This is a genomic window from Gordonia sp. i37 (assembly GCF_002043085.1).
Classification (GTDB): domain Bacteria; phylum Actinomycetota; class Actinomycetes; order Mycobacteriales; family Mycobacteriaceae; genus Gordonia; species Gordonia polyisoprenivorans.
In genome coordinates this window covers 1-4,856 of the sequence record NZ_MVPX01000444.1, presented here as the reverse complement: position 1 = coordinate 4,856, position 4,856 = coordinate 1, and the positions used below count along the sequence as shown (strand labels likewise).

Here is a 4,856-nt window from a genome sequence, read left to right as displayed (position 1 = left end):
GGCCCCCCGGGACGCAAGGGGGCCCTGCCGATCGAAATCGGCAGGCCCCATTGGGTTTTGACGTCTGAAATCAGGCTTTTGCGCGGCGCTCCGACTCCGCGGTGAGACCTTTCTTGGCGGTCTCCACAGCCGTCTTCTGGCCACGTTTGACGAGCATGCCGGGCAGCTTCACCTTGAGGTCGATCTCGAGCTCGAACTCGACGTGCGACCCGTCGCCCGACGGCGTCACCGTGTACTTGCCCTGTTGCTCGGCCAGCATCTTGGACTCGATGAGACTCCAGGAGCAGGTGTTGTCGGTCCACGCATAGGAGACGGTCTGATCATCGTTGACACCGGCGGCCGAGACGGTCATGGTGACCTGATCGGGCGTGCCGTCGTCGTGTTCGGACACGATGGCGGCCGCCTTGTGCGGACCGGACCATTCGGGCAGGGATTCCACATCCATCAGCACCTCCATCACGACCGACGGGGGTGCGGCGACATCGAACTCGGTTCTCGCAGAGACAGCCATGCGCAGAATGTACCGCGCGGTGAAGTGCCGCGGCAGGAGAACCTCGTCGGAGCGGGCCGGATCCGGCTGCAGCTCCGTCAGACCTCGCGGTCGACGAGGTTCAGCGGCCACGCCTCGTCGGGGATGTCGCGCACGCTGCAGGCGATGTCGGTGGCGGTGAACCAGCCACGGAAGTGCAGGATCTCCCCGATCACCGGGTTGCGGACGGTGGCGTCGCACCGGAACCGCTGACGTTCCTCGTCCCATCCCTCGATGTACTTCATCTGGGCGCCGAACAGGCCCTTCATCCCGACCTTGGGGCCGCGGCCCAGCCAGCGCATCGGCCCGCTCTCCAGCAGCAGTTCACCGGCGGCGGTCACCGACGGCTCGATCGGGTAGAGCAGTTCGGGTCCGTCGCCGAAATAGTCGACGAGGCCGGTGCGTCCGGCCACGAGCAGCGAATTCAGTTTGCGGGTCCCCGAGGTGTAGTCGAAGCTGCGCAGCACGGCCAGATTCTCTCGACCCAATTCGTCGGTGTAGCAATAATGTCCCTGGCTGAACGGCACCATCCGGCTCGTCTTCGAGGGCAGCGCGTTGCGTTTGCCGTAGTACCAGAAGAACGGTGGCGGCAGCGCCGGGGTGATGTAGACCGACTCGAGGATGCCGGTCCCGATCTGGGCGACATTCGAGGGGGAGTCGATGCTGTAGCGCCACGCGATGTTGGGGTGCAGACGGTCGAAGTCGGAGCCGAGGACATCTCGGTACACCGGTGTCATCGCCCCACCACCTCCCGCAGATGTGTGTCCCACGACATGTTTGAACGAAAAACCTACTATGTCGTCGTTCACATCGGGAGCCCGAGGTGGTCGGGGCCCGCGCGACCCCGAGGGCCCGACGGGCGGGGATCAGTGTGCGGCGGCGTCGTCGCAGAGGCGTGCGAGCTCGCCGATGACCTGATCGAGTGGCGCCACGCTGCGCTGCGTCTGGCACAGCCCGACGGCCCCCTCGATGGCGGCGACGACCAGGTTGGCCAAGGAATCCGCACGCTCTGGGGCGACCCCCTCGGAGACCAGTCGGGCCGCGATCAGCCGCAGCCAGTTTCCGAAGATCTCGTCGGCCTCGTCGGCGACGGACGGCTCCGACCGACGGGCGAGACCCCCGGCGAGCACCGGGCAGCCGAACTGGAAGTCGGTGGCGACCAGCATCCGCCGCCACACGTCGCCGATGCCGATGATGGCCTCGGCGGGCGAACCCGGATGCTGACCTCCGATGCGGGTGGCGATGAAGTCACCTGCATAGCGCACCGCCTCGGTCATCAGCTGCGTCTTGCCACCCGGGAAGTGGTGATAGATCGAGCCGCGTGGGGCCGAACTGGCCGCGATGACGTCGCCGATCGAGGTGGCCGCCACACCGTCGCGACCGATCAGATCGGCGGCGTGCACCACCATGCGCTCACGCGGTCCGCGTGAGCGGGTCTTGGTCGTCACGATGTCGGTGGCCTCGTCACCCATCGGGCATCACTCCTATGTAGGCCTTCATAATTCGGTGCTTCTATGCAACCATACATAATCGTGACGACCTCAACGAACACATCCGCCGCCACCGACCCGAGCGCGATGTCGGGGCTCGAACTCCTGCGCGCCTGGCAGTCGACCCCCGACGACGACCGGCCCAGCATCGGCCGGTTGCTCGGTATGCGGCCGGTCCGCATCAAGGAGGGCGAGGTGCACTTCGCCGTCACCCCCAAGGCAGACTTCGCCAATCCGCTCGGCACCGTGCACGGCGGCATCTGTGCCACCCTGCTCGACTCGGTGATGGGCTGCGCGGTTCACACCACCCTGCCCGCCGGCGTCGGCTACACCACCCTCGAACTGAAGGTGAACTACATCCGGTCGGTGGCCCTCGACGCCGACGAGCTGACCGGCGTCGGCACCGTCATCCACGTCGGCGGACGCACCGCGACCGCCGAGGGCAAGGTGTTCTCCGCCGACGGAAAGCTCGTCGCACACGGCACGACGACGTGCATCGTGTTCCGGTAGCGCCGATCCCTTGGGGGCGTCGGAATACCTACTGCTGCAGCGGTATCCGCGTCCAGGGGCTGCTCGGATCGGTGAGCAGCATGCTCAGCACCGGACGCGTGCGGGCGCAGGACTCGTCGGCCGCGGCAGCAGGGTCACGGGTATCCTCGGCCGAGGCCAGCGCCCGACCCCACTCGAATCCGAGCGCAAACGCCATCCAGTCGGCGTAGCGCTGCTGTGCGCGCCGGCCCAGGTCGACGATCGCCGCCCATGCCCAGATCTCCTCGACCAGTCCCGCGCGATGACACATCCGCACCAACTCGACGGCCTGCCCGAGTTCCCACGCCGCGGTGCTGACCGGCACCTGCGGCGGCAGGTTGTGCGACAGTGCGACGGTCTGCACGACGGTCCGGGCTCGTGCGGCATCCACACCACTCGCGGCGGTGATCGCGTCGGCAGCCCCCGGGTCGAACCTCATCGCCGACCGCGGCACTCCCGGCTGCATGCGCGTCAGTCCCGCGAGGACGGCGTCGTAGTCGGCGGTGACCAGCCCGAGGGCCAGTAGTTCGGTGGTGTCGATGGCCGACGCGGTGTCGGTGATCGCCCATGCCCGACGGACGATCTTGCGGATCGAGCGGTCGCTTTCGGCCATCGTCAGGTGGTCGACGGGATCCTGCGACGTGGTGACGGCAAAGTAGGCGCCGCACGCCACGCCGCGGAGTTGCTCGACGGTTCCGGGATAGCCGCTCCATCGGATCGGGCCACCGGTGACCGGCATCGGCGGCGCAGCGGTGTAGGGCATGGGAGCAACCGGTGGCGCGGCCACCATCGTGGGTCGCGCCGCAACCATGGTCGGCGGAGCAGCCACCACAGTGGGCGGCGCGGGGACAACCGTGGGTGAGGCGGTCGCCGTGACGACGGTTGGCGAGCTCGCCACACCGTCCTCGACGCCACCCAGCGCAGCCCGCAGCGCGGCGGCGAAGTCACGACACGACGGGTAACGCAGCTCCGGGTCGGCTGAGCACGCACGGCTGGTCACCTGCGCAATCTGTGGCCCGACCGCGCTCCCGAGCATGTCGATCGCGGTGCGGGCGAGCTGCGTCTGATCGTCGGCGAGTTCGGCGGGATCGGCGAGGACGAAGCCCGTCAGGTAGGGGCGGTGGTGCGCGTCGAGCAGTATCTCGCCGGCCCGGATGTCGGTGTGCGCGAGGCCGTGCGCGTGCGCGTGATCGAGGGCGTCGGCGACCGCCGTGACGATCTTGGTCACCGTGTCCGCCGACAGCGTCGTTCCGGATTCGGCGAGGAGGGTCCCGACATCACCGCCGTCGACGTACGCCGTCGACACCCACGGCATCCCGTCCCCATCACTGCCACAGCCACTGTCGCCACGATCGTGGACCGGGACGATATGCGGATGCAGCAGCGACGAGGCGATGTCGACCGCGCGAGTGAATCGGGCGCGGGCGTCGGCATCCTCATCCGACCCGGGATGCGGCACAGTCAGGACATCGCGTCGGGGCAGCCGCGGGTGGTCGGCCAGATAGCGATCCCCGGCAGCACTCGGCCGCAGCCTCTGCACGATTCGGTAGCCGGCGATGTCGTCGCCCACGGACGGAGTCGTCATGAGCGAGGACGCTACCGCGGTGGCGCTGCAGCCGTGCCGGCACCGCCGGCCCGCGACGTCAGTTCAGGAAGTACTCCCGGAGCCGCCGTTGGTCCTCGACACCGATCTCGAGGCCGCGGCTGAAATATCCCTCGATCCCGCCGTAGGTCGAGTCCACCTCTGCGAAGGCCGCGTCGAGGTAGGCGGCATCCACCCCGAGCACCGGAATCAGTAGGTCGGGATCGCCACCGGCGGCGGCGAAGTCGTCGAAGATCGGTCGCAGGGCCGGGACGAGGCGCTCGTTGGTCAGCAGATAGTCATGGTAGACATCGTCTTTCGCCACGCCCATCAAGGCGAGAAAGGATGCCGCCGCCCAGCCGGTCCGGTCCTTGCCGGTGGTGCAGTGAAAAAGCGCGGGCGCTCGATGCTCGCCGAGCAGCCCGCGATAGAAGGACCGGTAGGACGAGCGCGCGCTGGGCAGCGACACCAGGTCCCGGTAGGTGCCCGCGATCAGGTTCCGCGCCTTGCCGTCGGACAGTTGCTGACCGGCCATCGCCACCGTCTTCGGATCCGACAGGAAGGCCCCGATGTTGGCCGGGATCGCCATGGCCGCGTCGGCGAGCACGTCGAGGTGGATGTCGATGACATCGTCGAGTTGGGGATCGGGCAACGCTTTCCGCTCGGTGGCCGAGCGCAGATCGTAGATCGTGCGCAGGCCCAGCGCTTCGAGGTGCGGCAGGTCGGC

Annotated in this window: 6 protein-coding genes; 1 reads left to right on the top strand and 5 read right to left on the bottom strand. The window is 68.1% G+C overall.

Going from position 1 to position 4,856, the window contains the following annotated elements; translation table 11 throughout:
• Positions 1–70 precede the first annotated feature (70 nt).
• The 3 genes from B1964_RS21980 to B1964_RS21970 all read right to left on the bottom strand — a co-directional run bounded on the left by B1964_RS21980 (position 71) and on the right by B1964_RS21970 (position 2,001).
• On the bottom strand, positions 71–511 hold the full coding sequence (locus B1964_RS21980; RefSeq protein WP_014358903.1) for an SRPBCC family protein: 441 nt from the start codon (positions 509–511) through the stop codon (positions 71–73).
• 77 nt (positions 512–588) lie between these two features.
• Positions 589–1,266, bottom strand: a complete 678-nt coding sequence (locus B1964_RS21975) for a DUF4166 domain-containing protein (protein ID WP_079931273.1) — start codon at positions 1,264–1,266, stop codon at positions 589–591.
• A 129-nt stretch (positions 1,267–1,395) separates the two neighbouring features.
• A complete protein-coding gene (locus B1964_RS21970; RefSeq protein WP_006372502.1) occupies positions 1,396–2,001 on the bottom strand; it encodes a TetR/AcrR family transcriptional regulator in 606 nt (201 codons plus the stop codon).
• Between the two features lie 42 nt (positions 2,002–2,043).
• Between B1964_RS21970 and B1964_RS21965 the strand changes: the two genes are divergently transcribed.
• The gene (locus B1964_RS21965; RefSeq protein WP_079931272.1) at positions 2,044–2,529 is read left to right on the top strand and encodes a PaaI family thioesterase; all 486 of its coding nucleotides are present in this window, start codon (positions 2,044–2,046) and stop codon (positions 2,527–2,529) included.
• A 28-nt stretch (positions 2,530–2,557) separates the two neighbouring features.
• Here B1964_RS21965 and B1964_RS21960 read toward each other — a convergent pair whose 3' ends face one another.
• Positions 2,558–4,132, bottom strand: a complete 1,575-nt coding sequence (locus B1964_RS21960) for a DUF1266 domain-containing protein (protein WP_079931271.1) — start codon at positions 4,130–4,132, stop codon at positions 2,558–2,560.
• A gap of 58 nt (positions 4,133–4,190) precedes the next feature.
• The coding region (locus tag B1964_RS21955) for a tyrosine-protein phosphatase (protein ID WP_139765827.1) at positions 4,191–4,856 on the bottom strand (666 nt) is incomplete at its 5' end.

Bases quoted from the DNA above. Each gene is read 5' to 3' on its own strand.
- B1964_RS21965 (WP_079931272.1), top strand. From the start codon at position 2,044: ATGCAACCATACATAATCGTGACGACCTCAACGAACACATCCGCCGCC.
- B1964_RS21960 (WP_079931271.1), bottom strand. From the start codon at position 4,132: ATGACGACTCCGTCCGTGGGCGACGACATCGCCGGCTACCGAATCGTG.
- B1964_RS21975 (WP_079931273.1), bottom strand. From the start codon at position 1,266: ATGACACCGGTGTACCGAGATGTCCTCGGCTCCGACTTCGACCGTCTG.
- B1964_RS21970 (WP_006372502.1), bottom strand. From the start codon at position 2,001: ATGGGTGACGAGGCCACCGACATCGTGACGACCAAGACCCGCTCACGC.
- B1964_RS21980 (WP_014358903.1), bottom strand. From the start codon at position 511: ATGGCTGTCTCTGCGAGAACCGAGTTCGATGTCGCCGCACCCCCGTCG.